Annotated in this window: 22 protein-coding genes, 1 tRNA gene and 1 riboswitch; of the genes, 10 read left to right on the top strand and 13 right to left on the bottom strand. The window is 70.5% G+C overall.

What is annotated here, in order from left to right; translation table 11 throughout:
• Nucleotides 1–39: 39 nt before the first annotated feature.
• Nucleotides 40–915 (bottom strand): MurR/RpiR family transcriptional regulator, encoded by an 876-nt coding sequence (locus tag ACIQM4_RS15340; RefSeq protein ID WP_401591275.1) that lies wholly within the window; start codon nt 913–915, stop codon nt 40–42.
• 66 nt (nt 916–981) lie between these two features.
• On the opposite strand from ACIQM4_RS15340, the gene ACIQM4_RS15335 reads away from it, so the two are divergent.
• Together ACIQM4_RS15335 and ACIQM4_RS15330 are read left to right on the top strand one after the other, a co-directional pair.
• Nucleotides 982–2,460 carry a purine-cytosine permease family protein gene (locus tag ACIQM4_RS15335; RefSeq protein ID WP_401591272.1) on the top strand — a complete coding sequence of 493 codons (1,479 nt, stop codon included), beginning with the start codon at nt 982–984 and terminating at the stop codon, nt 2,458–2,460.
• Between the two features lie 9 nt (nt 2,461–2,469).
• On the top strand, nt 2,470–2,922 hold the full coding sequence (locus ACIQM4_RS15330) for a hypothetical protein (RefSeq protein ID WP_401591270.1): 453 nt from the start codon (nt 2,470–2,472) through the stop codon (nt 2,920–2,922).
• Between the two features lie 340 nt (nt 2,923–3,262).
• Here ACIQM4_RS15330 and ACIQM4_RS15325 read toward each other — a convergent pair whose 3' ends face one another.
• Nucleotides 3,263–4,654 carry a cystathionine beta-synthase gene (locus tag ACIQM4_RS15325; RefSeq protein WP_401591267.1) on the bottom strand — a complete coding sequence of 464 codons (1,392 nt, stop codon included), beginning with the start codon at nt 4,652–4,654 and terminating at the stop codon, nt 3,263–3,265.
• A gap of 189 nt (nt 4,655–4,843) precedes the next feature.
• Between ACIQM4_RS15325 and ACIQM4_RS15320 the strand changes: the two genes are divergently transcribed.
• From ACIQM4_RS15320 to ACIQM4_RS15310, 3 genes are all read left to right on the top strand, one after another.
• Nucleotides 4,844–5,845 (top strand): SGNH/GDSL hydrolase family protein, encoded by a 1,002-nt coding sequence (locus tag ACIQM4_RS15320; RefSeq protein ID WP_401591264.1) that lies wholly within the window; start codon nt 4,844–4,846, stop codon nt 5,843–5,845.
• A 459-nt stretch (nt 5,846–6,304) separates the two neighbouring features.
• Nucleotides 6,305–7,525 carry an acetyl-CoA C-acetyltransferase gene (locus tag ACIQM4_RS15315; RefSeq protein ID WP_401591262.1) on the top strand — a complete coding sequence of 407 codons (1,221 nt, stop codon included), beginning with the start codon at nt 6,305–6,307 and terminating at the stop codon, nt 7,523–7,525.
• A gap of 462 nt (nt 7,526–7,987) precedes the next feature.
• Nucleotides 7,988–9,007 carry a hypothetical protein gene (locus tag ACIQM4_RS15310; protein ID WP_401591443.1) on the top strand — a complete coding sequence of 340 codons (1,020 nt, stop codon included), beginning with the start codon at nt 7,988–7,990 and terminating at the stop codon, nt 9,005–9,007.
• A 47-nt stretch (nt 9,008–9,054) separates the two neighbouring features.
• Here the strand turns inward: ACIQM4_RS15310 and ACIQM4_RS15305 are convergent, their stop codons facing one another.
• Nucleotides 9,055–9,366 (bottom strand): hypothetical protein, encoded by a 312-nt coding sequence (locus tag ACIQM4_RS15305; RefSeq protein ID WP_401591259.1) that lies wholly within the window; start codon nt 9,364–9,366, stop codon nt 9,055–9,057.
• 102 nt (nt 9,367–9,468) lie between these two features.
• On the opposite strand from ACIQM4_RS15305, the gene ACIQM4_RS15300 reads away from it, so the two are divergent.
• Nucleotides 9,469–9,699 carry a DUF4287 domain-containing protein gene (locus ACIQM4_RS15300; RefSeq protein ID WP_401591256.1) on the top strand — a complete coding sequence of 77 codons (231 nt, stop codon included), beginning with the start codon at nt 9,469–9,471 and terminating at the stop codon, nt 9,697–9,699.
• 107 nt (nt 9,700–9,806) lie between these two features.
• Here ACIQM4_RS15300 and ACIQM4_RS15295 read toward each other — a convergent pair whose 3' ends face one another.
• Nucleotides 9,807–10,688, bottom strand: coding sequence for a Bax inhibitor-1/YccA family protein (locus tag ACIQM4_RS15295; RefSeq protein ID WP_401591254.1), 882 nt, complete (start codon nt 10,686–10,688; stop codon nt 9,807–9,809).
• 346 nt (nt 10,689–11,034) lie between these two features.
• Between ACIQM4_RS15295 and ACIQM4_RS15290 the strand changes: the two genes are divergently transcribed.
• Both ACIQM4_RS15290 and ACIQM4_RS15285 read left to right on the top strand, forming a co-directional pair.
• The gene (locus tag ACIQM4_RS15290) at nt 11,035–11,190 is read left to right on the top strand and encodes a hypothetical protein (protein ID WP_401591252.1); all 156 of its coding nucleotides are present in this window, start codon (nt 11,035–11,037) and stop codon (nt 11,188–11,190) included.
• A 147-nt stretch (nt 11,191–11,337) separates the two neighbouring features.
• Nucleotides 11,338–11,580, top strand: a complete 243-nt coding sequence (locus ACIQM4_RS15285; RefSeq protein ID WP_401591250.1) for a hypothetical protein — start codon at nt 11,338–11,340, stop codon at nt 11,578–11,580.
• 74 nt (nt 11,581–11,654) lie between these two features.
• Here ACIQM4_RS15285 and ACIQM4_RS15280 read toward each other — a convergent pair.
• Nucleotides 11,655–11,737, bottom strand: a tRNA-Leu gene (locus ACIQM4_RS15280).
• Between the two features lie 385 nt (nt 11,738–12,122).
• Here ACIQM4_RS15280 and ACIQM4_RS15275 point away from each other — a divergent pair.
• Both ACIQM4_RS15275 and ACIQM4_RS15270 read left to right on the top strand, forming a co-directional pair.
• Nucleotides 12,123–12,899, top strand: coding sequence for an ABC transporter ATP-binding protein (locus ACIQM4_RS15275; protein WP_401591247.1), 777 nt, complete (start codon nt 12,123–12,125; stop codon nt 12,897–12,899).
• 257 nt (nt 12,900–13,156) lie between these two features.
• Entirely contained in the window at nt 13,157–15,688 is a 2,532-nt protein-coding gene (locus tag ACIQM4_RS15270) for an ABC transporter permease (protein ID WP_401591245.1), read from the top strand.
• Between the two features lie 121 nt (nt 15,689–15,809).
• Here the strand turns inward: ACIQM4_RS15270 and ACIQM4_RS15265 are convergent, their stop codons facing one another.
• The 8 genes from ACIQM4_RS15265 to ACIQM4_RS15230 all read right to left on the bottom strand — a co-directional run bounded on the left by ACIQM4_RS15265 (nt 15,810) and on the right by ACIQM4_RS15230 (nt 24,908).
• Nucleotides 15,810–17,030, bottom strand: a complete 1,221-nt coding sequence (locus tag ACIQM4_RS15265) for a phospholipase D-like domain-containing protein (protein WP_401591242.1) — start codon at nt 17,028–17,030, stop codon at nt 15,810–15,812.
• A 136-nt stretch (nt 17,031–17,166) separates the two neighbouring features.
• Complete coding sequence (locus tag ACIQM4_RS15260; RefSeq protein ID WP_401591239.1) at nt 17,167–18,471, bottom strand: class I SAM-dependent methyltransferase; 1,305 nt, start codon at nt 18,469–18,471, stop codon at nt 17,167–17,169.
• A 209-nt stretch (nt 18,472–18,680) separates the two neighbouring features.
• The gene (locus tag ACIQM4_RS15255; protein WP_401591236.1) at nt 18,681–20,087 is read right to left on the bottom strand and encodes an NAD(P)/FAD-dependent oxidoreductase; all 1,407 of its coding nucleotides are present in this window, start codon (nt 20,085–20,087) and stop codon (nt 18,681–18,683) included.
• Between the two features lie 349 nt (nt 20,088–20,436).
• The gene (locus ACIQM4_RS15250) at nt 20,437–21,351 is read right to left on the bottom strand and encodes an exopolyphosphatase (RefSeq protein WP_401591234.1); all 915 of its coding nucleotides are present in this window, start codon (nt 21,349–21,351) and stop codon (nt 20,437–20,439) included.
• Entirely contained in the window at nt 21,348–21,884 is a 537-nt protein-coding gene (locus ACIQM4_RS15245) for a DUF501 domain-containing protein (protein ID WP_401591231.1), read from the bottom strand. The genes ACIQM4_RS15250 and ACIQM4_RS15245 overlap by 4 nt, the downstream gene beginning before the upstream one ends.
• 38 nt (nt 21,885–21,922) lie before the next feature.
• Nucleotides 21,923–22,414, bottom strand: a complete 492-nt coding sequence (locus ACIQM4_RS15240; protein ID WP_401591228.1) for a septum formation initiator family protein — start codon at nt 22,412–22,414, stop codon at nt 21,923–21,925.
• A 113-nt stretch (nt 22,415–22,527) separates the two neighbouring features.
• Complete coding sequence (gene eno, locus ACIQM4_RS15235) at nt 22,528–23,814, bottom strand: phosphopyruvate hydratase (RefSeq protein WP_401591225.1); 1,287 nt, start codon at nt 23,812–23,814, stop codon at nt 22,528–22,530.
• Between the two features lie 386 nt (nt 23,815–24,200).
• Nucleotides 24,201–24,908, bottom strand: coding sequence for a transglycosylase family protein (locus ACIQM4_RS15230; RefSeq protein ID WP_401591222.1), 708 nt, complete (start codon nt 24,906–24,908; stop codon nt 24,201–24,203).
• Between the two features lie 2 nt (nt 24,909–24,910).
• A riboswitch (cyclic di-AMP (ydaO/yuaA leader) is annotated at nt 24,911–25,107 on the bottom strand.
• Between the last annotated feature and the right edge of the window lie 31 nt (nt 25,108–25,138).

Below are 25,138 nucleotides of genomic sequence, written 5' to 3'. Positions count from 1 at the left end.
GCACCCTCGCCACCCCCGTCACCCCCGAGGGGACGCGCCTCACTCGATGAACAGCCCCCGCGCGGCCGCCCGTACGTCGAACTCCTCCAGCCGGGCCTGCGCCTGCGGCAGCCCGTCGCACATCGCCTCCAGCAGCACCCGGCCCAGCAGCATCGGCGCGCACGCCGTGTCGAAGGCGAGCCCGGTGCCGACCGCCGCCGGGATCAGCAGATCGCTGTGGTGCGCGACCGGGGCGAACGCGGAGTCCGCGACCGTGACCACGGTCAGCCCCTGCTCGCGCGCGTACGCCAGTGCCTCCACCACCTCGCGCGGATGGCGCGGCAGCGCGAAGCACAGCAGCACGTCCGCACCCGCCCGCCGCGCGGCGTCGATCCGGTCGGCGAGCATCGACCCGCCCTCGTCGAGCAGCCGTACGTCCGGGTGCACCTTCGCCGCGAAGTAGGCGAAGCCACGCGCCTGTGAGGACGCGGCACGCAGCCCGAGCACCGGCAGCACGGGCGAGGCGGCGAGGAGCCGGCCGGCGCGTTCGACCGGCGCCGGGTCGGCGAGCAATTCCGCGAGGTGCCGCAGGTTCTCGATCTCGGCCTGCACCGCCTGCTGGTACTCGTTGTACGAGGCCGATGCTCCGGGCCCCGGGTCCACCGCCGGTGCCACCTCCCGCAGATGCCTGCGCAGCGCGGGATAGCCGTCGAAGCCCAGCGCGACCGCGAACCGGGTCACCGATGGCTGGCTGACCCCGGCCAGCTCCGCCAGCTCCACACTCGACAGGAACGGCACGTCGGCCGCCCGCCGCACCATGCTGTGCGCGATCCGCCGCTGGGTCGGGGTGAGCCGCCGCCCCTCGAAGAGCTGCTGGAGCCGCGCGGCGGCCGACCCGCCGCCCGCCGCCGCGGCCGAACTTCCCGCATCACCCATGACCAACCCCGTCTCCGCGAATTCAAGCCAACCCATTGACATCTATTCAGTCACCAAGAAGCCTGCATGACCATATACAGACCGCACGGGAGGGGCACCCACATGGCCGGCGCACCAGCTGACACACTCGTCGAGCGTCGCTCGATCGACGTCGTCCCGGACTCCGAACGGCACGGCAGGGCCTTCTCCCAGTTCACCCTGTGGCTCGGGGCGAACCTCCAGATCACCGCCGTCGTCACCGGCGCCCTCGCCGTCGTCCTGGGCGGCGGCCCGCTCTGGTCGCTCATCGGCCTCCTCCTCGGCAACCTGCTCGGCGGCGCCGTCATGGCACTGCACTCGGCGCAGGGCCCGAAGCTCGGGCTCCCCCAAATGATCCAGTCCCGTGCGCAGTTCGGCGTCAAGGGGGCGGTCGTCCCGCTCGTACTGGTCATCCTGATGTACGTCGGCTTCTTCGCCAGCGGCAGTGTCCTGGCGGGCCAGGCGGTCGGTGAGCTCACCCACCTCGGCGACACCACAGGGATCGTGGTGTTCGCCCTGATCACCGCAGTGATGGCGGCGGTCGGCTACAAGGTCATCCACGCGCTGGGCCGGGTCGCGGGCGCCGTCTGCGCCGTCGCCTTCGTCTATCTGGGCATCCGGCTGCTCGCCGACATCGACCTGGGCGCGGTCCTGTCCACCGACTCGGGCTTCGACCTGCCGATGTTCCTCCTCGCGGTCTCCCTCGCGGCGTCCTGGCAGCTCGCCTTCGGCCCGTACGTCGCGGACTACTCGCGCTATCTGCCGCGCTCGACGTCCGGCAGGGCCACCTTCTGGTGGACCCTCGCCGGGTCCGGGATCGGCTCGCAGTGGTCGATGACCTTCGGCGTGCTGGTGGCGGCGACGTCGGGCGGTGCGTTCATGGAGAGCCAGGTGTCGTACGTCGTCGGGCTCGGCGGCGCCGGCCTGATCGCCTCGGTGCTCTACTTCGTGATCGCCCTCGGCAAGCTCACGATCAACGTGCTCAACACCTACGGCGGCTTCATGTCGATGGTGACGAGCATCAGCGGCTTCCGCGGGCAGCGGGAGCTCTCGCCGCGCGCCAGGTCCGTGTACATCGCGTGCATCATGGTCGCCGGGACCGCGGTGGCGCTCCTCGGCAAGGACACCTTCCTGACCTCGTTCAAGGACTTCCTGCTCTTCCTGCTGACCTTCTTCACCCCGTGGTCGGCGATCAACCTGGTGGACTACTACCTGATCTCGCGCGAGCGCTACGACCTGCCCGCGCTCTTCGACCCGCACGGCCGCTACGGTGCCTGGCGGTGGGACGCGATCACCGTCTACGGCATCGGCGTGCTCGCCCAACTGCCCTTCCTGGTCACGCACTTCTACACCGGGCCGCTGGTCGCCCCGCTGGGCGGCGCGGACATCTCCTGGATCGTCGGACTCGTCGTCCCCGCGGTGCTGTACCACCTGCTGGCCCGGCGGAACTCCGCGCCCGTTCCCGGGGGCGGACCGCAGGAGGAGTCGGGGGCTAGCCCCACTGCCGTGGGCGCCCCGAATCCGTAACGTCGAAGCATGGACGCAACAGGCCGCGCTCGTGATCACGAGCTGCAGAAGGACCTGGACGCCACCGTGCACGCCCGGAGGGAACTCGGGGCGGAGTACGAGGCGGCCCTGGTCGAATCGTTCCTGGAGAAGGTCGAGCAGCGTCTCGACTCCACGGTCGACCGGCGGGTGCGCCGGCAGCTGGCCGAGCAGCAGATGGTGGTGGCACGCGGCGCGTCCCGGCCCGCACGGCAGGCCTCGGGGGACGGTGGCTTCGGCGAGCGCTTCGGGCTGGCGATCATCTCGCTCGTCCTGGCGATCCCGCTCTCCGCGATCGCGGTGCTGAACGCCGGACTGATCGGCCTGGTGGTCTGCTGGCTGGGCGTCGTCGGCGTCAACACGCTGTACTCGACCCGCGGCGGCCCGCTCCTCCCCGCGCCGGAGCAGGGCCGCGGGAAACGCTCCTCCGACTGGGACGACTGACCCCGGCCCCCGCCATCCTGGCCTGAACTGGCCGCCCCGACGCAGCGCGTCCCGCCCCGGAAAAGACTGAAGCGGGGACCGCCGCACCCCCGGTTGCCCGGGGGGCGGGACGACGACGGTCCCCGCTTGGGACACGGTCCGGGTCAGGGCCGGTGTCCGTGTCCTGACGTCCGCGGAGGCCCGGGAGCCGCTCCGGTTGTCCGTGACGCCGACAACCACCACTGTGCCCCCGCCGTGTTAAGCCGGTGCTGCGACGGCATGTCGTGCTCGTACCGTCTGCGCGACCCACAGGTGCCACGGGCCGCTCGCGCAACCCGCAGGAGCCACCGGGCGCCCGGCGTCAGCCCTTCGCGAGGAACGCGAGCAGGTCCTGGCGGCTGACCACACCCGTCGGTTTGCCCTCGACCAGCACGATCGCCGCGTCCGCCCCGCCCTTGCCGCCCAGGACGCTCATCAGGTCCTCGACCGGCTCGCCCGAGCCGACCTGCGGCAGCGGCGCCGACATGTGCTTGTCCAGCGGGTCACCGAGCGAGGCCCGCTGCGCGAACAGAGCGTCGAGCAGTTCCCTCTCGACGACCGACCCGATGACCTCGGCGGCCATCACGTCCGGGTGGCCGGCGCCCGGCTTCACGATCGGCATCTGCGAGACGCCGTACTCGCGCAGCACCTCGATCGCCTCGCCGACGGTCTCCTCGGGGTGCATGTGCACGAGGTGCGGCATGCTGCCGCCCTCCTTGTGCCGGAGCACGTCCCCGACCTGCGCCGAGGGCCCCGCGTCCTCCAGGAAGCCGTAGTCGGCCATCCATTCGTCGCTGAAGATCTTGCTCATGTACCCGCGGCCGCTGTCCGGCAGCAGCACGACCACGACGTCGTCCGGGCCCAGCCGTTCCGCCACCCGCAGTGCGGCCACCACCGCCATCCCGCAGGAACCGCCGACCAGCAGCCCCTCCTCCTTGGCGAGGCGGCGGGTCATCTGGAACGAGTCCTTGTCGGAGACCGCGACGATCTCGTCCGTGACGCTCTTGTCGTAGGCGCTGGGCCAGAAGTCCTCACCGACGCCCTCGACGAGGTAAGGACGGCCCGAGCCGCCGGAGTAGACCGAGCCCTCCGGGTCGGCGCCGATCACCTGGACCTGCCCGGCGCTGGCCTCCTTGAGGTAGCGGCCGGTGCCGGAGATCGTGCCGCCGGTGCCGACGCCCGCGACGAAATGGGTGATTTTCCCGTCCGTCTGCTCCCAGAGCTCGGGGCCGGTGGTCTCGTAGTGCGAGCGCGGGTTGTTCGGGTTGCTGTACTGGTCGGGCTTCCACGCACCGGGCGTCTCACGGACCAGCCGGTCCGAGACGTTGTAGTACGAGTCCGGGTGCTCCGGGTCGACCGCCGTGGGGCAGACCACGACCTCCGCCCCGTACGCCCGCAGCACGTTGATCTTGTCGAGGGACACCTTGTCCGGGCAGACGAAGATGCACTTGTAACCCTTCTGCTGGGCCACGATCGCCAGGCCCACCCCGGTGTTTCCCGAGGTCGGCTCGACGATGGTGCCGCCGGGGCGCAGCGCGCCGCTCTGCTCGGCGGCCTCGATCATGCGGACGGCGATCCGGTCCTTCACGGAGCCGCCCGGGTTGAAGTATTCGACCTTCGCAAGGACTGTCGCCTGAATGCCTGCGGTCACTCGGTTCAGCTTCACCAGCGGGGTGTTGCCTACGAGGCTGATCATCGAGTCGTGAAATCGCACGTCTTCTCCGGGGTCTCCGTGATGGTGCGGCCCAGACTAGACCGCCCTTCCTCCCCCCGTATTCACCATTGGCGGAGATTGAGCAGCACCTGTTACCGGGCAGTTAGCAGATGTACGGACCGGCGGACGGGCAGACGTCCGTGCGGTCGGCTCTTCGAGGAGGTGGCTGCGACTGTGTCGAGGGCGAGGGTGGCACGGCGAATCGCCGCGGGCGCGGCGTACGGCGGTGGTGGCATCGGACTGATCGGGGCCGCGACGGTGGGGCTGGTGATCGCGGAGGTACAGCTGGCGAAACGGTCGGTGGGCGGCGCGGTCGCGCCGATCGCCCCACCGGCCGACGGGCTGTACGGCACCGCCTTCGCCGGCCGGACCGGTCTGCCGCCGCTGCGGCTCGGCGTGCTCGGGGACTCCACGGCCGCCGGCCAGGGGGTGCGGCGGGCCGGGCACACCCCCGGGGCCCTGCTGGCCTCCGGTCTCGCGGCGGTCGCGGAGCGCCCGGTGGAGCTGCGCAACGTGGCGCTGCCCGGCGCGATGTCCGACGACCTGGAACGGCAGGTGTCACTGCTCGTCCGGGACCCCGTGCAACCCCCCGACGTGTGCGTGATCATGATCGGCGCGAACGACGTGACGCACCGGATGCCCCCCACCCAGTCGGTACGGCACCTGGCCTCGGCGGTACGGAGGCTGCGCACGGCAGGCGCGGAGGTCGTCGTCGGCACCTGCCCCGACCTGGGCACGATCGAGCCGGTGTACCAGCCGCTGCGGTGGCTGGCCCGCAGGGTCTCGCGGCAGCTCGCGGCGGCGCAGACGATCGGGGTCGTCGAGCAGGGCGGGCGGACGGTCTCGCTGGGCGATCTGCTCGGGCCGGAGTTCGAGGCGAATCCGCGCGAGCTGTTCGGCCCGGACAACTACCATCCCTCGGCCGAGGGGTACTCCACGGCTGCCATGGCGGTGCTGCCCACCCTGTGCGCGGTGCTCGGCCTCTGGCCGGAGTCCGACCGGCTGGACGGGGCGCGGGACGAGGACATGCTGCCGGTCGCCCGAGCGGCGACGCGGGCCGCGGCGCAGGCGGGCACGGAGGTCACGGGCGCGCGCGCCCCCTGGGCCCTCCTCAAGCACCGCCGCCGGCGCCGCATCCCAACAGCCCCGGACCCACACCCGGCAACGACCTCCCCCGCAACCCAACCCTGACAACCCCACCCCCTCGGGCACCGGGGCCACCCCTTCCCCCTCCCCCCAGCCCCCTCGGGCACCGGGGCCACCCCTCTCCCCCTCCCCCCAGCCCCCTTGACACCGGGGCCGCCCCTTCCCCCTCCCCCCCAGCCCCCTTGGGCACCGGGGCCACCCCTCTCCCCCTCCCTCCAGCCCCCTTGGGCACCGGGGCCGCCCCCTGGGGGCGGAACGGGTGGGCAAGGGGGCGGCCCCTCGCGCGGAGCGCCCCCTCCACGACCGCCCACCCCCGCGCCCCCACGCCCCCCACTTCACGCCCACCCAGAACCCCCGGACCCCCCACCCCCCTGAGCAACCGCTTAGAAGTGCGTCCCGCGTCACACCACCCACCCGGTGACCACCCCCGGTACGGACCGGTAACTTCGAAGAAGAAAAGCCCACTTGCCCCGCACCCCCTCGCCACGCCCCCCAGGAGCCCCGATGCCCGAAGCCGTGATCGTCTCCACCGCCCGCTCCCCCATCGGCCGCGCCTTCAAGGGCTCCCTCAAGGACCTCCGCGCCGACGACCTCACCGCGACCGTCATCCAGGCCGCCCTCGCCAAGGTCCCCGAGCTGGACCCGCGGGACATCGACGACCTGATGCTCGGCTGCGGGCTCCCCGGCGGCGAGCAGGGCAACAACCTCGGCCGCATCGTCGCCGTGCAGATGGGGATGGACTACCTTCCCGGCTGTACGGTCACCCGCTACTGCTCCTCCTCCCTGCAGACCTCCCGCATGGCCCTGCACGCCATCAAGGCGGGCGAGGGCGACGTCTTCCTGTCCGCAGGTGTGGAGATGGTGTCCCGGTTCGCCAAGGGGAACTCGGACTCGCTGCCGGACACCCACAACCCGCTGTTCGCCGACGCCGAGGCCCGTACCGCGGCCCGCGCCGAGCAGGAGGGCGCCGACTGGCACGACCCCCGCGAGGACGGCCTCGTACCGGACGCGTACATCTCGATGGGGCAGACCGCCGAGAACCTGGCCCGGCTCAAGGGCGTGACCCGCGCCGACATGGACGCCTTCGGGGTCCGCTCGCAGAACCTCGCCGAGCAGGCCATCAAGAACGGTTTCTGGGAGCGCGAGATCACCCCGGTCACCACCCCCGACGGCACCGTCGTCAGCCAGGACGACGGCCCGCGCGCCGGAGTCACCCTGGAGGGCGTGCAGGGCCTGAAGCCCGTCTTCCGCCCCGACGGCTCGGTCACCGCCGGCAACTGCTGCCCGCTCAACGACGGCGCCGCCGCCCTCGTGATCATGTCCGACACCAAGGCGCGGGAGCTGGGCCTGACCCCGCTCGCCCGCATCGTCTCCACCGGAGTCTCCGGCCTCTCCCCCGAGATCATGGGCTACGGCCCGGTGGAGGCCAGCAAGCAGGCGCTGAAGCGGGCCGGGCTGAGCGTCGGCGACATCGACCTGGCCGAGATCAACGAGGCCTTCGCCGCCCAGGTGATCCCCTCCTACCAGGACCTCGGCCTGGACCTCGACAAGGTCAACGTCAACGGTGGCGCCATCGCGGTCGGTCACCCCTTCGGCATGACCGGCGCCCGTATCACCGGCACGCTCATCAACAGCCTCCAGTTCCACGACAAGCAGTTCGGCCTGGAGACGATGTGCGTCGGCGGCGGCCAGGGCATGGCCATGGTCATCGAGCGCCTCAGCTGACCCGCACACCCGCTTTCGAGGGGCCCGGCCGCACCGGCCGGGCCCCTGTCCGCATCCCCGCACCCCCCTTTTGTGGAACAGCTCACGAATCCCCGGGATCACCGAGCGCGTGGCCGGATCGAAGCGCACAATCATCTGGGTGCAACCGGTGCGCACTCCCCCCGCGCACCCCGTCAACCAGGACGCGTCCCAGTCGTAACCCAATCTCCCCCAGGATGTGACCTACCTCTTGGGGAAGCAGGATTCCCGCAGGTCACAGCTGTTGAAGGACGAACGACCAGGCCCTAAGACCTGTCCATTTCATGACGAAATGCACTGACAGCGAGCGCACGAACACGGGAAGCTGAGGTAGGAAGTTCGGGGGATCGGTCGGGGGACCGATGACTTCGGCCGGATCCGACCAGGAGTTGGCCGGACCGTCCAGGGGATCGCAACGAATTCAGGAGTACGTCAGTGAGCGCCATGTCTCTTGCCCTGCTGCTCGCCACCGCTGCCACGGCTGCCGTCGGCGGCGCTGCCCTGCACACCGTCCGCGGCCTCCGCCACGAGGTCGCCGCCCTGCGCGCCGACCGCGCGGCCGACCGCGCACAGGCGGCCGAGCTGCGGTCCGAGGCGGCGCTCGCCACGCTCCCCCACCAGACCCGCAGCAGCGAGAGCGCGCTCTCCCCGGCCGCCGAGATACGGGCCGCCGTGACCGAGGCGCTGGCCGAGGAGCGGGAGCGCGAACTGGCCGAGGCGCGCGCCTTCTGGGCGGCGCAGGAGGCCAGGGACGCCGCCGACGCCCCGCCGCTGCTCGGCGGTTTCACGCCGTCCGAGCAGGAGGCCGCCGGGTACTACCTGCCCAGGCCCGCCGACTTCACCGGTCTCCAGGAGGGCGAGCTGGAGGCGCTCCTCGAAGCGACCCGCGCCTACGGCCGTGAGGAGTCGGAGTTCTACGTCTCCCTGGAGGAGGAAGAGGCGGCCGAGGCCGAGTACGCGGCCCAGGCCCTGCGGGACGCCATGGACGCCCGGCTCGCCGAGTGCGCCCAGGACACCGACCCGGCCGAGGACGACGAGGCACAGGACGAGCTGCCCGAGGACTCCGCCGAACTGGCGGCGGCCCGCCGCCGGCACCCCTCGCACCCCGACTTCGTCCCGTTCGTGCCGCAGCCCGCCGCCGCGCCGGTCACCGACCGCGGCGACCACGACGCGACGATGGCCAGGCTCGAAGGCCTCGCCGTCACCCGCGCCCCGCTCTCCGACATCCGCCCCGGCCCGCTCGGCACCCTCGACGTGTACGTCTTCGTGGACGGTACGACGCTGTGCATGACCCCCGGCCACCGGGAGACCGCGGAGCAGCTCGCACAGGCGCTGCGCGAGGGCAAGCCCCCGGTGCTGCTCGGTGGCTCCGGCATCTCCGGGGCGTACGCACTGACGTTCTCGTGCGGCGAGGACAACGTCTACATCCTCGCGGACCGCGTCATCGCCTCGTACCCCGCGTAGGCGCGTACCGCACGGCCGCCGCCACGGCGGCCGGTGCGCGCGGGCGGCTACAGCTGCTGCTGCGCCGCCTCCACCAACGCCACGGCCTCGTCCAGTTCGCCGGACGGGGCCGTTCCCACGACCAGCGCCAGATCCCTTCCGGCGACGGCCAGTTGATCGGCCACGGCGAAGAGTCCCGCGTCCGGCAACGGCCGCGGTTCACGGCCCGGGAACTCCAGCAGCTGCGCCCGCAGCGCGAGTTCCCTGGCCAGCGTGAGGCCCACGGCCGCCGCGCCATGGCGCAGCCGGCTCTCGGGGGTGGAGCGCAGCCGGTCGGCGAGCCGTTCCACGGCGGTCAGCAGGGGTGTCGTATCCAGCACATCGCGACCCTACGCGCCTGCCCGGGACTGTTGCCAACACGCCCGCGCTCAGGCACGGTGACGTGAAGGACCAGCACCGCGCAAAGCCCTCCGGAGGCGCCGATGTCCCAAGTCTTCTCCGACGAGACCCATCGCAACCTGCTCTCCCGAATCCCCCAGTGCACCGGTCGTGAAGTGTCCGACTGGCTGCGCACCGTGGACGACGGGCCCTCCCTCTTCCGCTTCGAGGAAAAGGTGAGCTGGCTCCGCAGCGAACACAACCTGGCCCACGGCCACGCCAAGGCGATCATCCACGAGTACGACCTGCGGCGGGCCGCCCGCAACCTCCTCTGACCCCCGGCGCCCCCTACCGCACGCGAAGGGGCCCGCAGACCGTTCGCACGGTCTGCGGGCCCTTTCTCATGTTCTCGTGTCGCGTGGAGCGGGTAACTGCCCCGGTGCTAGTCGTCGCCCTGCAGGATGGCGACCAGACGCAGCATCTCCAGGTAGATCCACACCAGGGTCATGGTGAGGCCGAAGGCCGCCATCCACGACTCCTCGCGCGGGGCGCCGTACGCCACGCCGTCCTCGACCTGCTTGAAGTCCATGGCGAGGAAGAACGAGCCGAGCAGCACGCCGACGACGCCGAACAGGATGCCCATGCCGCCGCTGCGGAAGCCGAGGCCGTCACCGCCGCCGAAGACCATGAACAGCAGGTTCACGGCGGAGAGCACCAGGAAACTGATCGCGGCGATCATCACGAAGCGCGTGAAGCGCGCCGTGACCCGCACGATGCGGGTCTTGTACAGCACGAGCATGGTGGCGAAGACCGCCATCGTGCCCAGCACCGCCTGCATCGGGGCGCCCGGAACCCACTGGTTCACGTAGTTGCTGAGCGCGCCCAGGAAGAGGCCTTCGAAGCCCGCGTACGCCAGGATCAGCGCGGGAACGGGCTTCCGCTTGAAGGACTGGACCAGGCCGAGCACCATCGCGACGAGCGCCGCGCCGATGGCCAGGCCGAGCCCCATGTCGGTGACCCAGGCGACGGTCGCGCCCACGACCACCAGGCCGAGCGTGACGGCCGTGCGGGAGACGACGTCGTCCATGGTCATGACGCTGCCGCGGGGCGGTGCCACCGGGGCGCCGTACTGGTCCTGCTGGGCGTACGGGTTGGTCGCGTACGGGTTCGTCGCGTCCTGGGCGTGCGGATTGCCCTGGGCGTAGGGGTTGCCCTGGGTCCCGACGGCGGGGCCCCCGGCCTGCGGCTGCTGCGCGTTGAAGCCCGCGTAGCCGTTGTCGCGGCTGAACCCCCGTCGCGAGAAGACCGGGTTGCTGCTCCTCATCTCACTCCTCCATGGCCACCGTGTGCGACCTTGCTGTCAAGAGTAATGGGGTCGCAAAGAAACTTCCCCTGTACCAGAGGAGGATCTTTCCCCGTCGGGGTCAGCCGAAGCGGCGGCGGCGGTATTCCCGGGGGGGCCGACCAGGATTTCCCGGGCCCGACCAGGTTTTCCCGGGCCCGATCAAGAAAATGACATGCGCATGCATCAGGCTCCCGGGGCTGGGCACCTGGATGTCGCACGACGACAAGCGACAAACCTGCTGCGCAGCGGACGAGACGAAGGTGCTGTCGCACGGCCGGACACGCCGGCCGTACCCACCGCAAAGACTTGAAGATCGGATCTTGAAATGATCGTCCTGGGTGTCATCCTCCTCCTCATCGGTCTGCTGGCCCATGTGTCCCTGCTGACGACCATCGGCGGCGTGCTCGTCGTGGTCGGCGCCATCCTGTGGATCCTCGGCGCGACCGGACGCAAGATCGGCGGACGCAAGCACTACTTCTGACGCGGCCCGCGACCGCGCGGCGCACCGCGCCGCCGACGCTCCCGCACAGCGCGCCGGCCCGAGCCTCTCCAGGCTCGGGCCGGGCGCGCTTTCGCTTCCGCGGGGCGCGGGAATGCTGATGACGAAGATCGGGGGTAGGCAGAAACCATGAACCTTTCAGCGAATCTGGCGGTCGAGGGCGGTCCCCCGCTCGTGCTCATCACGGTCGGCGTCGTGCTGGTCGTCCTGCTGGTGGGCGCCTTCGCGTACGGAAGCCGCCGCAGCGCCCGCAAACAGCAGATCTCCCGCATCGACACCGACCACGTCGAGTTCGGCGACGGCGGCCACCAGCGCGGCAAGACGTGGCAGACGATCGACGACGACCCCGACCAGGGCGCTCCCCACCGCTGACCGGCCGACACCGGAGGGGCCGGGGGCCCGGGAAACAGGGGCCCTGCGGGGGCCGGCAGCGGGAGACAGAGATGTGCCCGGAACCGGACTCGAACCGGTACGCCCCCGAGGGGCAGCGAGGTTTAAGCTCGCCGTGTCTGCATTCCACCATCCGGGCAGGCGCGGGGCCGCGACAATGGCTCAGAGCCTATCCTCAGCGGCCCCCCGGGCAGCGGCACATCAGAGCAACGCTGTCTTATTTTATGGGCGCTTGATGGGGCGTCAGCGCCACGATCCGCTCGTACGCACGGGCGGTAGCGCGCACAGAGACGTGTCGTCCGGTTTCGGAGCGTGCACGGGATTGACGGAAAGTCGACCTCTTGCGCCCGGGTGGCACGCCGTCCCTCCCGCCTCAGGGTCGCCGTCATACTCAAGGAGGACGCAAGCCTCCGTGGGTCAGACCGGAGGCTGTCACGGGAACCGCCACGCGGAGGGACTCGCGGACGTAAAAGCGACGTGAGGATAAGAAGCGTCCCCCCAAGCGTCCCGACAGGAGCTCCACCGTGACCACGTACCCGCAGCAGTCCACGCACCGCGCCACCGCGGTGGCCGCCCGCGCCACCGAACTGTCCAAGGTCTACGGGCACGGTGAGACCCAGGTCGTCGCGCTGGACCGGGTGACGGTCGACTTCCGGCAGGGCGAGTTCACCGCGATCATGGGTCCCTCGGGTTCCGGCAAGTCGACGCTGATGCACTGCGTGGCCGGCCTGGACTCGTTCTCCTCCGGATCGGTACGGATCGGCGAGACCGAGCTCGGGACGCTGAAGGACAAGCAGCTCACCCAGTTGCGCCGGGACAAGATCGGCTTCATCTTCCAGGCGTTCAACCTGCTGCCCACCCTGAACGCGCTGGAGAACATCACGCTGCCGATGGACATCGCGGGCCGCAAGCCGGACCAGGCGTGGCTGGAGCAGGTCATCTCCATGGTGGGTCTCTCGGCGCGGCTGAAGCACCGCCCGTCCGAGCTGTCCGGCGGCCAGCAGCAGCGCGTGGCGGTGGCCCGCGCGCTGGCCAGCCGCCCCGAGATCATGTTCGGCGACGAGCCGACCGGAAACCTCGACTCCCGGTCCGGCGCCGAGGTGCTGGGCTTCCTGCGCAACTCCGTACGGGAACTGGGGCAGACCGTCGTCATGGTGACGCACGACCCGGTGGCCGCCTCGTACGCGGACCGGGTGGTCTTCCTGGCCGACGGGCGGATCGTCGACGAGATGCTGCGGCCGACCGCGGACGGCGTGCTGGACCGGATGAAGGACTTCGACTCCAAGGGCCGCACGAGCTGACGCGCCACCCCGCGCGCACGACCGCGCGGCCCCGGCCGCCCGCCGACGCGCACGACCGCAAGGCCCCGGCCGCCACCGACGCGCACGACCGCAAGGCGCCGGCCGCCGCCGACGCGCACGACCGCAAGGCCTCGGCCGCTGCCGACGTGCATGACCGCACGGCCCCCCGGCCCGCGCCCACCGACGCGCACGACCGCGTCGCCTCGTGCCCGCTCCGTCTCCGTAACCCGGAACTCACCCCACAGGACGTAACCCTCATGTTCCGCACCGCCCTGCGCAATGTGCTCGCGCACAAGGCCAGGCTGCTGATGACCGTGCTCGCCGTGATGCTCGGCGTCGCCTTCGTCTCCGGCACCCTGATCTTCAGCGACACCCTCCACAACGCCTTCCGCCAGCAGTCGAGCAAGGGGCTCGACAAGGTGGCCGTGGGCATCACCGACCACGGCAGCCACGAGGGCGCCGAGCGGCCCGGCGTCAGCCAGGCCGAGCTGGCCAAGATCGCGGCCGTGCCCGGCGCGGACAGCGTGAGCGGCCGGGTCGACGGCTTCGCGGGCGCCGCCGACCGCAACGGCAAGCTCATCGCCCAGGGCTGGTCCAACAACGGCAGCAACTTCTACCCGGGCAAGGACGGGCAGGACCGGCGCTACGACTTCACCTCCGGCCACGGCCCGGTGAACCCCGGCGAGGTCGCCCTCGACAGGAACACCGCGGACAAGGGCGGCTACCAGGTCGGCGACAAGGTCCGGATCGCCACCAACCGCCCGGTGAAGGAGTACACCCTCAGCGGTGTCTACACCTCCGAGCAGGGCGAGGTCGCGTCGGGCGGCAGCCTGGTGCTCTTCGACACCAGGACCGCCCAGGAACTCTTCCTGAAGCCCGGCTTCTTCTCCACGGCCACCGTGACCGGCGGGCCCGGCGCCGACCACGAAGCCATGCGTGAGGCCATCGTGCCGCTGGTCGCCAAGGACGCGCAGGTGGAGACCGCCGCGCAGCTCGCCGCCGAGGAGGAGCGGACGGTCTCGCAGGCCACCAGCAGCCTCACCCAGGTCCTGCTCGGGTTCGCCGGGATCGCGCTGTTCGTCGGGGTCTTCCTGATCTCCAACACCTTCACCATGCTGGTCGCCCAGCGCACCAAGGAACTCGCGCTGATGCGCGCGGTGGGCGCCTCCCGCAAGCAGATCACCCGCTCGATCCTGGCCGAGGCCGGCATCGTCGGCCTGATCGCCTCGGTGATCGGCTTCGCCGTCGGCCTCGCCATGGCCTCGGGCCTCGGGCCGCTGATGGACGCCATGGACGCCCAGCTTCCGGCGGGGCCGCTGGTCGTCGGCGCGAGCCCGGTGATCGCCTCGCTCGCCGTCGGCGTGCTGATCACGATGTTCGCCGCCTGGCTGCCCGCCCGCAGGGCCGCGAAGATCCCGCCGGTCGCCGCGATGAGCAGCGTGCACGCCACCCCGTCGGTGAAGTCCCTGGTGGTACGGAACGTCATCGGCGCGATCGTCACCGGCCTCGGCGCGGCCACCGTCGTCGGCGGCGCGGCCATGGGCAAGGAGTCCGGCCGGATGCTCATCGGGGCCGGCGCCTTCCTGGCCCTGATCGGCATCATCATCCTGATCCCGCTGCTGTCGCGGCCGGTGATCGCACTGGTGCGCCCGTTGCTGAACCGGGTGTTCAAGGTCTCCGGCAAGCTCGCCGGGCTGAACTCGGTCCGCAATCCCCGCCGTACCGGTGCCACCGCCTCCGCGCTGGCGATCGGCCTGACCCTGGTCACCGGTCTGACCGTGCTCGGGGTCACCATGGGCCAGGCCATCGACAAGCAGACCACGGACGTGATCAAGGCCGACTACATGGTCACCATGGCGAACAGTTCCGCCATGGACAGGACCGTCATCGAGGCGCTGGCCAAGGCGAAGGGCGTCACGGCGTCCTCGCCGAACGAGGCCGGCAACCTCCAGATCTCGGACAACGACTCCTTCAACGCGAACGGCGTCACCCCCGGCGACGTCGAGAAGGTTCTCAACCTCCCGGTGGTCCAGGGCTCGCTGAGCGGTCTGGCCCGCGGTGAGATCGCGCTGGACGAGAAGACCGCGGCGAGCGGCAACTACAAGGTCGGCCAGCGCGTCCCGCTGACCTTCGACGACGGCAAGAAGCAGACGTTCACCATCGGCGGGATCTACGGGCACAACGAGTTCACCTCGGGCGCCCTGATCGACACCAAGATCCTCAGCTCGCACGCCGAGGAACCGCTGTACTACGCGGCGTACGTCGCCATGGACGGCGGCGCGAGCGCGGCCAACGAGCAGTCCCTGATCGACTCGCTCGGCAAGAACCCGGCGATCGTGGTGATGGACGGTGACGCCATCCGCAACCAGTTCGGCGGCATCGTCAACCAGATGCTCAACATCATGTACGGCCTGCTGGCCATGGCCCTGGTCATCGCGGTGCTCGGGGTCGTCAACACCCTGGCGATGTCCGTCTTCGAGCGCCAGCAGGAGATCGGCATGCTGCGGGCGATCGGCCTGGCGCGCGGCAAGGTCAAGACCATGATCAGGCTGGAGGCCGTGGTGATCTCGGTGTTCGGCGCGGTGGTCGGCGTCGTCCTCGGCACCTTCCTGGCCTGGGCCATCGGCCAGACCGTCAAGGACCAGATCGCCGGTTACGCCCTGGTGATCCCGTGGGACCGGATCGGGATCTTCCTGGTACTGGCGGGCCTGGTCGGTGTGCTGGCAGCCATGTGGCCGGCCCGCAGCGCGGCCCGGCTGAACATGCTCTCCGCCATCAAGGCCGAGTAGAGCGGCCCGTACGACAGCGGTCCGTGCGGCACCGCCCGTACGACAGCGGCCCGTACGACAGCGGCCCCCATGACGCGGCACACGCGTCGTGGGGGCCGCCGTCATGCGTCCGCGCGAGGCGTCACGAGCCCTTGCAGTAGCTCATGATCTTGGCGTGGTTCTCCTTGAACTGGTCGTAGAGCGCCGCATTGTCGATCTTCAGCAGCGTCTCGTCGTTGGCGCGCAGCGCCGCGTAGCTGTAGTTGTGGCTGCCGGTGAAGACCAGCTTGCGGCCGGTCTTGCCCTCGTAACTGCCGTTCACCAGGACGTACTTGGAGTGCAGCCCGACCGGGTTCTTGCCCGCGCGCGCCTCCTCGCACTCGACGCGCTCGGTGAGCTTGCCGGAGAGGATCGACGCGACGTCGGCGCTCATCGAGGTGCCGCCGTCCTGGGCCAGCAGGACCTTGCAGCCCGCCGACTTCATCGAGACCAGCTTGCTCGCCACCTCACGGCGCGAAAAGAGGTTCGCGGCCACCCGCACCTCGGTACCGGCCGCACAGTCGACGTTGCCGAGGATCAGCGAGACGGTGTCGGTGGACGCGTCGCTGTTCCAGCTCTTGCCCGCGGCCTCCTTGCGCGGGAAGAAGTACGTCTTGTACGCGCCCGCCGAAGGCGTCTGGTAGTAGTCGTTGTTGACCTTGCGGGTGGCGAGGTCGGCGAAGTAGTTCTGGTAGACGCCGTAGAGACCGGCGTCGACGATGGTGACCGCGTTGTTGAACAGGTCGGTGCGCTGCAGGCTCGTCATGTTCGCCGAGGCCTGCACGACGACGTTCTTGGTGCCGCCGGTCTCGGAGAACAGCCAGAACTTGTTGTGGTTGATCGACCCGTCGCCCGAGCCCGCCACCAGCTCGCGCGAGCCGATGCAGCCGCGGTTGACCCCGCAGTTGGTCACGAAGGAGCCCTTGGACTGGTCGGTGCCGAGGGCGGCCTTCAGTGCGTCGTACTGGCCGCCGGTGCCGGTCGACGCGTTGTCGATGACGATCTTGACGTTGACGCCGCGCGCCTTGGCGTCCGCGAGGGCGCCGGAGACCTGGGTGTCGGTGAAGGAGTAGAGGCCCGCGGTGATGGTGCTGCCCGCAGCCGCCCCCTCGATCAGTCCCTTCACATGGTCCCTGATCCGGCTCTGGGCCGCGGTGTCGCCCGCCGGGTCGTTGAACGTCGCCGTCGTCGCCACCGCCGCCTGCGCCTGCGCCTGCGGCGCGGCGCCCGCCTGGGCCACGGTCGGGACCGTCAGTGCGGCGACCGCCGCCCCCGCCCCCCACAGCCGCATCCGCCTCGTACGCGTGCTCTTGCGGTGCTGCACGTCGCTACCCCTCTTCCTAGACGTGTCCGTACGTGACGGAACTCCGTGCCCCGGCAGGAAGGGCCGGGGCACGGAGTTCCGCAAAATCTCAACGTATCGTCACGCGGGGAGCGTTCAAACTTTCTCCCTCAGGTAGTCACTCACTCCCCCCACCCCACACACGGGCACGCAGCGGCAGCCCGGACCCCCCGGGCTCCTCGGGCCGCACGGCGAGGACCTGGTTGACGCCGATCTTGTTACGTTCGAAGGAGAGCGCGGAGGCCGCCATGTAGAGCCGCCAGACGCGGGCGCGGCCGGGGGTGACCATCCGCAGCGCGGCGTCCCGGTTCTTCTCCAGGTTGGCCACCCAGTGCCGCAGCGTCAGGGCGTAGTGCTCGCGGATCGACTCCAGGTCGCGGACCTCGAAGCCGGCCTCCTCCAGCAGGCTCACGGTGCGCCCCACCGGCGCCAGTTCGCCGTCCGGGAACACGTAGGAGTCGATGAACTCGTCGACGTGGTAGGCGCCTTCGTCTGGCACCGGCCGCCGGGCGATCTGATGGTTGAGCAGCCTGCCGCCCGGCTTGAGGAGGGCGTACAGGTCGGCCGCGTACTCCCCGTACTGGACATCGCCGACGTGCTCGGCCATGCCGATCGAAGAGATCGCGTCGTAGGGGCCGTCGCGCACGTCGCGGTAGTCCTGCACCCGGATCTCGATACGGTCGGTGAGGCCCTCCTCGGCGATGCGCTTGCGGGCGAACGCGGCCTGCTCGACGGAGAGCGTCACCCCGGTCACCTGGACGCCGTACGCACGGGCGGCGTGGATGGCCATGGAGCCCCAGCCGCAGCCGACGTCGAGCAGCCGCTGTCCCGGCCGCAGGTCGAGCTTGCGGGCGATCAGGTCGAGCTTGTCGTGCTGCGCGTCTTCCAGGGTGGCGTCGGGGTCGGAGAAATAGGCACAGGAATAGACCATGGAGGGGCCGAGCACCAGCGAGTAGAAGTCGTTGCCCACGTCGTAGTGGTGGCTGATCGACTCCTTGTCCCGGCGCCTGGTGTGCAGCCGTCCGGTGTGCCGGCGCAGCTCCTCGGGCGGCGGGGGCGGCGGCGGGAACGGGCCGCCGAGCTTGAGCAGGCCACGGGCCGCGGCCCGCAGCCTGGGGTCGCGGGCCGGGTGCACGGCGTCCTTGACGTCGCCCTCCCGTTCCCAGATCAGCCCGGCGAGCACGCCCAGGGCCTCGTACAGGTCCCCGTCCACGTCGATCTCACCGGCCACCCAGGCTCGGGCGAGACCCAGCTCCCCGGGCTTCCACAGCAGTCTGCGCAGCGCCCGGCGGTCGCGTATCACCAGCACAGGAGCGCCGGGCGGGCCCGCCTCGCTCCCGTCCCAGGCGCGGATGCGGACCGGGAGCGGGGCGGAGAGGAGTTCCTCGGCAAGTCTGGTCAGCCGCAGCGCGGCATCGGCCATGGTGCACACCTCCGTGTCGTCGTCTCTCTTCGACGTACTACTGGGATTAACACCGCCCCGAGGTCGCCGCATCCCGGATTCCCGTTACGAGAAGGCAAAATGAATGGCTAGTACATCTACGTTTGTACGGATACGACGAAGGGGCCGCCCGCACCACGGATGGCGGGCGGCCCCTTCGGGACACGGACGTGCGACCTGCTGGTGAGGCGTCAGGAAGCCTTTGCCTCGGTCTTCTTCGGCTCGGCAGCGGCGGGCACCTTCACCGCGTCGACCGGGGCCGGTGCGGGCTTGGCGGCCTCGTAGAACTCCTCGCGGGGAGTCTCCATGGCGCCGAGCGAGACGACCTCGCGCTTGAGGAACATCCCCAGCGTCCAGTCGGCCAGCACACGGATCTTCCGGTTGAACGTCGGCATCGCCATGCCGTGGTAACCGCGGTGCGCGTACCAGGCGAGACGGCCCTTGAGCTTGATCTTCATCTTGCCCATGACGATCATCGCGACGCCCTTGTGCAGGCCGAGACCCGCGACGGCGCCCTTGTTCGCGTGGCTGTACTCCTTCTGCGGGAAGCCCCGCATGCCGGAGACCACGTTGTCGCCGAGGACCTTGGCCTGGCGCAGCGCGTGCTGGGCGTTCGGCGGGCACCAGGCGTTCGGGTTGCCGGCCTTGCGGCCGACCAGGTCCGGAACCTGGGCGTTGTCGCCCGCGGCCCAGATGTAGTCGGTGCCCTGCACCTGGAGGGTGGCGGCGGCGTCGACGTGACCGCGCGGACCCAGCGGCAGGCCGTAACGGGCCAGCACCGGGTTCGGCTTGACGCCGGCGGTCCACACGATGGTGTTGGAGTCGACTTCCAGGCCGTTGTTCAGCTTGACGTGGCCGTCGATGCAGGAGTCCATGCCGGTCTTGAGGTAGACCTCGACGCCACGGCTCTCCAGGTGCTGCTTGCCGTACTCGCCGAGCTTGGGACCCACCTCGGGGAGGATCTTGTCGGCGACGTCGACGAGCAGGAAGCGCATGTCGTCGCGCGAGACGTTGCTGTACTGCTTGGCCGCGTCGCGGGCCATGTCCTCGACCTCACCGACGGTCTCCGCACCTGCGAAGCCACCGCCGACGAAGACGAAGGTGAGCGCCTTGCGGCGGACCTCTTCGTCGGTCGTGGAGTCGGCCTTGTCGAGCTGCTCGATGACGTGGTTGCGCAGGCCGATGGCCTCCTCGACACCCTTCATGCCGATGCCCTGCTCGGCGAGGCCGGGGATCGGGAAGGTGCGGGAGACCGCGCCGAGCGCGACGACCAGGTAGTCGAAGGGCAGCTCGTAGGCCTCGCCGACGAGCGGCGAGATCGTGGCGACCTTGCGGTCCTGATCGATGGTGGTGACCCGACCGGTGAGCACCTCGGCCTTGGGAAGGACGCGTCGCAGTGGTACGACGACGTGCCTCGGCGAGATGTTGCCGGCGGCGGCTTCGGGCAGGAAGGGCTGGTAGGTCATGTACGAGCGCGGGTCGACGACCGTGACGGTCGCTTCCGCATAACGCATCTTCTTGAGAATGCGTCGTGCCGCGTACAGGCCTACGTACCCACCGCCTACTACGAGGATCCTGGGACGCTCCGTGGTGCTCATGCAATCGAGTATCCACCCCGGGCAGGGGGGTACCTCGTGAGCCCCTTCACAAGGTCTGCGGGACCCTCTGCTACACTCCGCGGCCCGCGTGATCGAGGTCATGGCGCGAGAGGGGAACCACCGGGCGCCGGGGGTCGTTGAAAACCCCTTCCCAACAGGCCCGATGACCCCTGCCGACCACTGGACCACTTACGCGTTTCATACAGCCGTAACGCGCCCGGAACCGTCCGTTATGCACGCACTCGGCGGCGCCGCACCGCCCGATCGGCCCCGGGGCGAAAAAAAGGGGCCCATCGGGCCCCTTTTCCTTGTGAAGAACTTCACGAAGTTCGTTCCGGACGGTGTTCCGTCAGGCGATGCTCCAGCCGATCCCGTCCAGAATGTCGTGTTCCGAGACGACCACCTCGGCCGCCCCGGCACGCTCCATGAGAGCGAGCAGGATGAGCGAACCGGCGACGATGACATCCACCCGGCCCGGGTGCATGGCGGGGATCGCGGCCTTCTCGTCGTGGGTGGCCGCCACCAGCATCGCGGTGACCTCCCGCACCTTCTCGTACGGGATCCGGGCGTGGTGGATCGCCGCCGGGTCGTACGCGTCCAGACCGAGCGCGATCGCCGCGACGGTGGTGACGGAACCGGCGAGGCCGACCAGGGTGCCCTCGCCGAGCGGCACGGTCCGCCCGGCCAGGTCCAGGGCCGCCTCGATGTCCGCGCGGATCGCGGCGACCTGGTCCGGGGTCGCCGGGGCCGACGGCTGGTGGCGCTCGGTGAGCCGTACGCAGCCGATGTCGACGGAACGGGCCGCCCGGACGCCCTCGCGGCCCGCGACGAGCTCCGTGGAGCCGCCGCCGATGTCCGCGACCAGGTAGTCCTCGCCGCGGCCCGCGAGCTCCTTGGTGGCGCCGGTGAAGGAGAACTCCGCCTCCTGCTCGCCGGAGATCACCTCGGGCTCCACGCCCAGGATGTCCAGCACCCCGGCGACGAACTCGTCCCGGTTCTCCGCGTCCCTGGAGGCCGAGGTCGCCACGAAGCGGATCTTCTGCGCGCCGTGCGCCTCGATGACCGACGCGTACTCGCGGCAGGCCGCGAAGGTGCGCTCCAGCGCCTCGGGGGCCAGCCGGCCGGTGCGGTCGACGCCCTGGCCCAACCGCACGACGGTCATCCGGCGGTCCAGGTCCACCAGCTCGCCGGTGGCCGGGTCGGCGTCCGCGACCAGCAGACGGATGGAGTTCGTACCGCAGTCGACGGCGGCCACCCGGGTCACTTGGCCGCCTCCGCGTCCGCGCAGGGGGTGACGCAGGGGCCCTTGGCCCACCACTCGGGGAGCAGGGCCAGTGCCTCGTCCCCGAACGGGTTCACCCCGGGGCCCGCCACCAGCGAGTGCCCCACCAGCACGTGCAGGCACTTCACCCGGTCCGGCATCCCGCCCGCGCTCGGGAAGCCCACCAGCTCCTCGATCTCGTCGCGCCGCCTCAGATAGTCCTCGTGCGCCGCCCGGTAGGTGTCCGCCAGTCCCTGGTCGTCCGCCAGCCGTGCCTGCATCTCCTTCATCAGGCCGGAGCCCTCAAGGGTGCCGATCGCGCCCGTGGCCCGCGGGCAGGTCATGTAGTAGAGCGTGGGGAACGGCGTGCCGTCCTCCAGCCGCGGGGCCGTCTCAACCACGTCGGGGTTGCCGCACGGGCAGCGGTGCGCGATCGCGCGCAGCCCGCGCGGCGGTCGGCCGAGCTGGAGCTTGAACGCCTCGATGTCCCTGTCGGTGGGCTCGGTGCGCGGCGTGGTCGGGGGCGGGGTGTCCATGCGTGCCTTCTGTCGTGTGTCGCTGTGTTCTGCGTCTGCTACGGATCGCGCCGGTCGGCCTCGTCGACGCCGCCCCAGACCTGGGAGTACCAGGGCCGGTCGGCCGCCTCGTCCCCGTCGCCGCGCGGGCCCGTGCCGGACGCGTCCGGGTCGTACATCGTGAAGCCGGTCTCGCCCGGCCGCACGTAGTGCAGGTGCTCGCGGGACAGCCGCACGATGTACGCGTCGTCCTGGAGCCTGGCCTTCGCGTCGCGGAGCTGCTCCACGCGCTGCTCGGCCTGGTCCCTGGCCTGCTCCTGGTCGGAGATCTCGGTGGCCTGCGAGAAGTAACTCCGTATCGGGTACGCGAGGGCTACCACCAGCGTGCAGACCACCAGGACCAGCAGCGCGGCCCGGCCGGTGAGCCGGGAGCGGCGGGCCTGGCGGCGGGTCTGGGAGCGGTAGACCCGGGCGGCGGTCTGCTCGCCGAGCAACCGCAGCCTGGTCGTGGTGGAGAACCGGTCGCGGTTGCCCGCACCCTTCCCGGCCATCTGTCTCCCGCCTCCCCGTTACGCACCGACGTCCCCGCACACGGTACAAGGCCGGGTACGGGGACGAACGGAAGCTGGCACCTGGGAGGGTCCTGGGCGGACCCCGGGGGTGATCAGCCCTTGAAGCGGGGGAACGCCGAGCGGCCGGCGTACACCGCGGCGTCGTCGAGGATCTCCTCGATGCGCAGCAGCTGGTTGTACTTGGCGACGCGGTCCGAGCGGGCCGGGGCGCCGGTCTTGATCTGTCCGCAGTTCACCGCGACCGCGAGGTCGGCGATGGTGACGTCCTCGGTCTCACCGCTGCGGTGGCTCATCATGCACTTGAAGCCGTTGCGCTGGGCCAGCTCGACGGCGTCCAGCGTCTCAGTGAGCGAGCCGATCTGGTTGACCTTGACGAGCAGGGCGTTCGCGGAGTTCTCCTCGATGCCGCGGGCCAGGCGCTCCGGGTTGGTGACGAAGAGGTCGTCGCCGACGATCTGGACCTTGGCGCCCAGCTTCTCGGTGAGGACCTGCCAGCCGGCCCAGTCGTCCTCGTACAGCGGGTCCTCGATGGAGACCATCGGGTACGCCGAGACGAGCTCCTCGTAGTACTCGGTCATCTCGGCTGCCGAGCGGGACGCGCCCTCGAACTCGTACTTGCCGTCCTTGTAGAACTCGGAGGCGGCGACGTCGAGGGCGAGCGCGATCTGCTCGCCGGGGATGTAACCGGCCTGCGTGATGGCCTCGACGATGAGGTCGAGCGCGGCGCGGTTGGACTCCAGGTTCGGGGCGAAGCCGCCCTCGTCGCCCAGGCCGGTGGACAGGCCCTTGGTCTTCAGCACCTTCTTGAGGGTGTGGTAGACCTCGGCGCCCCAGCGAAGGGCCTCGGAGAAGGACTCCGCGCCGATCGGAGCGATCATGAACTCCTGGATGTCGACGTTGGAGTCGGCGTGCGACCCACCGTTGAGGATGTTCATCATCGGGACGGGCAGCAGGTGCGCGTTCGGGCCGCCGAGGTAGCGGAACAGCGGCAGGTCCGAGGCCTCGGACGCGGCGTGCGCGACGGCGAGGGAGACACCCAGGATGGCGTTGGCGCCGAGGGAGCCCTTGTTCTCGGTGGCGTCGAGGTCGAACATCGCCTGGTCGATCAGGCGCTGCTCGGTCGCGTCGTAGCCGACGAGCTCCGGGCCGATCTGCTCGATGACGGCGAGGACGGCCTTCTCGACACCCTTGCCCATGTAACGGTTCGGGTCCCCGTCACGAAGCTCGATGGCTTCGAAGGCACCGGTCGAGGCGCCGGACGGAACAGCAGCACGACCGGTGCTGCCGTCGTCGAGGCCGACCTCGACCTCGACCGTGGGGTTGCCTCGGGAGTCCAGGATTTCCCGGGCTACGACGACGTCGATGGACGGCACGAGCATCTCCTTATGGGATGTGACGCTGAGGGGCGCGCCCGATGGACGGGCGCACGTGCAGGGTCGCTTTCGGCCTTGCGACATGAGCCTAACCGGCCCGGAGGCATCAACCGGCCGATCGACCGCCCGCTGGGACGAAAAGATGCCCGAATGCCTGTAATACAGGACGAACAGCCCAACGGCCGTCGCCATGTGTCACGGACCTCGTCACCATGCGTCGCACGGGACTCTGCACATATGAGGGGACGTGGACACAAAAGGGCCCCGGCCCGGCGCGTACTGGGGGGAAGTCGCGCCCGGCCGGGGTCCGGTGTGCGGGGCGGACGGGGGTGGGCCGTCCGCCCCACGGGGCGGGAACCGGGCGGGGGTGGGCCGCCGGGATCCCCGCGGGGTCAGCTCAGGTGGAGCTGCTGACCCGGGAAGATGAGGTCGGCGTCGGAGACGACGTCCTCATTCAGGTCCGCGATGTGCTGCCAGCCACCCTTGACGTGCTTGGCCTCGGCGATCTTCGAGAGGGTGTCGCCGGACTTGACCTTGTACTCGCCGTCACCCTTCTTGATCGGGCCGCCGGCCTTGGACTCGACCTTGGGCACCGAGCGGTGCTCGCTGCGGGAGGCGGCGGGCGCCTCGGAGCGCTGCTCCTGCTGGGGAGCCGACTCCTGCTTGGGAGCGGACTCCTGCTTCGGGGCGTCGTCGGAGCCGGTGCTGACGCCCGGGTCGACACCGTCGTTGCTGAGGTTGCCGGCGCCCGCGCAGGCCCAGGCACCCGGGCCCTGGATGTCGAGCAGCTTCTCGGCCGCCGCGATCTGCTGGCTCTTGGTGGCCTGGTCGGCGCGCGGCGCGTACTGGGTACCACCGGCGGCGGCCCAGGAGGAGTTGGTAAACTGCAGGCCACCGTAGTAGCCGTTGCCCGTGTTGATGGACCAGTTGCCGCCGGACTCGCACTGGGCGACAGCGTCCCAGGTGTCGACGGAGGCGGCGGAGGCCGACGAGGCCCCCATCAGCGGAGCGGCGACCGCGACGCCGGCGACACCCGCGAGAGTGACGACCCGGGTGGCCTTGGACGAACGGCGGTGCTTGCCCTTGCTGAAAAGCGACATGGAAATCCCCTCACCGACGCCTTCGAGGTGAGCTGTCGGGTTCGGGCTGTGAGTTCGCCCGGCCTCCGGTCCGGACCGCCGCATCGCTGCGTCGTTCCGTTTCGTCGGCTTCACCCCAAGCCGTTCCCACACGTCTCTCAACGTCCGGGCCCGGCACTTACCTTGGGTCCCCCGCTCCTGCCTACGGCGCTTACGCGACGACTGCTCCCGGGACCCGCCGGCAGGATTCG

It is taken from the genome of Streptomyces sp. NPDC091272, from assembly GCF_044757485.1.
Taxonomy (GTDB): Bacteria; Actinomycetota; Actinomycetes; order Streptomycetales; family Streptomycetaceae; genus Streptomyces.
The sequence above is the reverse complement of the archived record's forward strand: the minus strand, read 5'-3'. Positions and strand labels throughout refer to the sequence as shown.

What these genes read in the sequence shown, in the direction of transcription:
- ACIQM4_RS15340 (WP_401591275.1), bottom strand. Translation starts at nt 915, where the DNA reads ATGGGTGATGCGGGAAGTTCGGCCGCGGCGGCGGGCGGCGGGTCGGCC.
- ACIQM4_RS15335 (WP_401591272.1), top strand. Translation starts at nt 982, where the DNA reads ATGACCATATACAGACCGCACGGGAGGGGCACCCACATGGCCGGCGCA.
- ACIQM4_RS15330 (WP_401591270.1), top strand. Translation starts at nt 2,470, where the DNA reads ATGGACGCAACAGGCCGCGCTCGTGATCACGAGCTGCAGAAGGACCTG.
- ACIQM4_RS15315 (WP_401591262.1), top strand. Translation starts at nt 6,305, where the DNA reads ATGCCCGAAGCCGTGATCGTCTCCACCGCCCGCTCCCCCATCGGCCGC.
- ACIQM4_RS15310 (WP_401591443.1), top strand. Translation starts at nt 7,988, where the DNA reads ATGTCTCTTGCCCTGCTGCTCGCCACCGCTGCCACGGCTGCCGTCGGC.
- ACIQM4_RS15300 (WP_401591256.1), top strand. Translation starts at nt 9,469, where the DNA reads ATGTCCCAAGTCTTCTCCGACGAGACCCATCGCAACCTGCTCTCCCGA.
- ACIQM4_RS15295 (WP_401591254.1), bottom strand. Translation starts at nt 10,688, where the DNA reads ATGAGGAGCAGCAACCCGGTCTTCTCGCGACGGGGGTTCAGCCGCGAC.
- ACIQM4_RS15290 (WP_401591252.1), top strand. Translation starts at nt 11,035, where the DNA reads ATGATCGTCCTGGGTGTCATCCTCCTCCTCATCGGTCTGCTGGCCCAT.
- ACIQM4_RS15285 (WP_401591250.1), top strand. Translation starts at nt 11,338, where the DNA reads ATGAACCTTTCAGCGAATCTGGCGGTCGAGGGCGGTCCCCCGCTCGTG.
- ACIQM4_RS15270 (WP_401591245.1), top strand. Translation starts at nt 13,157, where the DNA reads ATGTTCCGCACCGCCCTGCGCAATGTGCTCGCGCACAAGGCCAGGCTG.
- ACIQM4_RS15260 (WP_401591239.1), bottom strand. Translation starts at nt 18,471, where the DNA reads ATGGCCGATGCCGCGCTGCGGCTGACCAGACTTGCCGAGGAACTCCTC.
- ACIQM4_RS15255 (WP_401591236.1), bottom strand. Translation starts at nt 20,087, where the DNA reads ATGAGCACCACGGAGCGTCCCAGGATCCTCGTAGTAGGCGGTGGGTAC.
- ACIQM4_RS15245 (WP_401591231.1), bottom strand. Translation starts at nt 21,884, where the DNA reads ATGGACACCCCGCCCCCGACCACGCCGCGCACCGAGCCCACCGACAGG.
- ACIQM4_RS15240 (WP_401591228.1), bottom strand. Translation starts at nt 22,414, where the DNA reads ATGGCCGGGAAGGGTGCGGGCAACCGCGACCGGTTCTCCACCACGACC.
- eno (WP_401591225.1), bottom strand. Translation starts at nt 23,814, where the DNA reads ATGCTCGTGCCGTCCATCGACGTCGTCGTAGCCCGGGAAATCCTGGAC.
- ACIQM4_RS15230 (WP_401591222.1), bottom strand. Translation starts at nt 24,908, where the DNA reads ATGTCGCTTTTCAGCAAGGGCAAGCACCGCCGTTCGTCCAAGGCCACC.